Origin of the sequence: Photorhabdus kayaii, assembly GCF_025384895.1 — a bacterium.
Taxonomy (GTDB): Bacteria; Pseudomonadota; Gammaproteobacteria; order Enterobacterales; family Enterobacteriaceae; genus Photorhabdus; species Photorhabdus kayaii.
Window position 1 is genome coordinate 1 of sequence record NZ_JAJAFZ010000164.1, and the last position, 1,859, is coordinate 1,859.

The 1,859-nt window shown below is 47.9% G+C and carries 4 protein-coding genes; 3 read left to right on the forward strand and 1 reads right to left on the reverse strand.

The features are described 5' to 3' along the window. The first annotated feature begins 227 nt into the window (after nucleotides 1-227). Genes LGZ98_RS23575 through LGZ98_RS23585 form a run of 3 tightly spaced genes read left to right on the forward strand, consistent with a single transcriptional unit; the run spans nucleotide 228 to nucleotide 1,627 of the window. A complete protein-coding gene (locus tag LGZ98_RS23575) occupies nucleotides 228-380 on the forward strand; it encodes a hypothetical protein (protein WP_262978710.1) in 153 nt (50 codons plus the stop codon). Between the two features lie 39 nt (nucleotides 381-419). Next, nucleotides 420-1,319: a hypothetical protein gene (locus tag LGZ98_RS23580; RefSeq protein ID WP_262978711.1), complete on the forward strand. Its 900-nt coding sequence runs from the start codon at nucleotides 420-422 to the stop codon at nucleotides 1,317-1,319. Continuing rightward, on the forward strand, nucleotides 1,316-1,627 hold the full coding sequence (locus tag LGZ98_RS23585) for a hypothetical protein (protein WP_011147757.1): 312 nt from the start codon (nucleotides 1,316-1,318) through the stop codon (nucleotides 1,625-1,627). Before LGZ98_RS23580 ends, LGZ98_RS23585 begins: the two co-directional genes overlap by 4 nt. A gap of 42 nt (nucleotides 1,628-1,669) precedes the next feature. On the opposite strand, the gene LGZ98_RS23590 is transcribed toward LGZ98_RS23585, so the two are convergent. Beyond that, nucleotides 1,670-1,859 (reverse strand): SymE family type I addiction module toxin (locus LGZ98_RS23590; RefSeq protein WP_262978712.1); only part of this gene is annotated, 190 nt, incomplete at its 5' end.

Genomic DNA, 1,859 nt, shown 5'->3' on the forward strand with positions numbered 1-1,859 from the left:
GAGCCAGGGCAACCGCCTGAGCATTGATGAGCGGCTTAATGCGTATAATTGGCATTATGTCTTGCGCCCCCGCGGGTCGGCATTGGCGGGTGTGGCGCACAAGGCTGACGCCTTCTGCTGTCAGCGCCTGAGCCGGTCATCGGCAAAAACCGCGTACTCCCCTCATCACCGTGTAGACATCATAAATTATGCCGCCCGCGCCTGCAGAACGGGCGCCCGCCGCCCAAGTGAGTTGGGCGACGTTCGCCCGTTGCCAAAAAAGGCGCTACCCTGACCAAAGCGCGGCGGGAAAAACCGGCGTTCAGGGGCGAAAAGCGCGTCAGGGGGTTTTGGGTTCGGCGGTGAACGCACATTGGAAAAAACGGGTTGTAACCGACTGAGTGTGCAGGGAAAATAGGTGTTCGGTAATCAACTTCGCAATGGAATGGGTTGTTATTGAGAATAACTATCTGAGCGTGAATGAGCTGGACAGTTTTGCGCACCAAGCCCGCACCTGTGAAGGCGAAAGCTGCAAACAAGTGATCAAGGATATGGTAGAGACTAATATCCGCAATCAGCAGGACATGATGGATTTCTGCAACAGCAACCCGAACCAGTGCGCACAGAAGTATGGTTATCTGGTTGATCAGTGGCCGGTGTTTGAGCGGACCCTCAAAAATATGGACCGGGATGGCACATTGCCAGTTGAGTTCAGAAATTACCTGTCGGCGGTGAATACGTTAGGTCAGGCGGCTACAGGCAAGGTAGGCGAACTCGGCTGGACAAAACGCTTTGAAGCAATGGGCATGAGTCAGGAGACTGCCGCGGCGATGGCGATGACGTTGCCTGTTATTGTTGAGGGCAGCAAAGGGCCGAAATCATCGCCAACAACAAAAGGAAGCACAGGCGCGGTTGTTAATACAGAGAAAGCGGCGCTGGAAAAGATTGGGAAAAACAGTCAAGGCACAACGAATCTGGGTGATAAATCGGCTAATACTATTTATCATCAACAGCTTATCAAAAATGCTGAAAAGATATCTACCGCGAAACCGGGGCAACAAGTTGCAGCGCCAAGGGATCTGAATGAGCAGATTTTATGGAACCAAGTTAAAGCTAACCCATCTTCAGGTGATCCACTTAGAGGAATGAATAAAGATCCTCGTTTCCCTACTGATGCAGGATTCCAGAAAATGCAAGTTACACATGAGTTACCAGACGGTTCAAATATCACCATCCATTATCAATATAACTCAACTACTGGTAAGGCTTATGATATGAAGATTACAACTCCTAAACGGCCTGAAATCCAACCTAAGCCTTCAATCACGGATAAAAAATGATGAAAATAAAAAAGTTCAAATCAGAAAAAATTATTGAAGTTTTTGCCATATATTGGTTCGGAGAAAAAACATACTTTTACGGTTTTGCTAAAGGTTATGACGGGCTGCTTAGTTATAACGCAGAGGAAGTAGAAATTATAGAGTCATCGTTATCTGGTGATTTTGTTTTCTTTGAAAATGGCATATTTTACAAGCCACTCATTGAAAAAAATATATTAGATGACCTGTTAGAAGCAGATCCAGTTGCTTATCAATGTTTTTTAGAAACATTGAAATCGGAAGGCAGAATAGAACAAGATTTTTGCTAACCCCAGATCCCAGCCCAAGCGCTGGGATCTCCCCTTTAGCGGTTAGCCGTTCTCGACGAGCCGGATAATCAACTGTCCGTGCTCAACACTGACCTGCACCGGCTGCCCGGTGGAAAAGCCCGCTTCTTCCAGCCAGTTGCCTTTAAGATGCAAGCTGGGATGCTGACTGTAATAACGGGTCATGCCCGTGCTGCGGTCTTCGTGGCGGGTACTGGTATACCCCACCTTATAG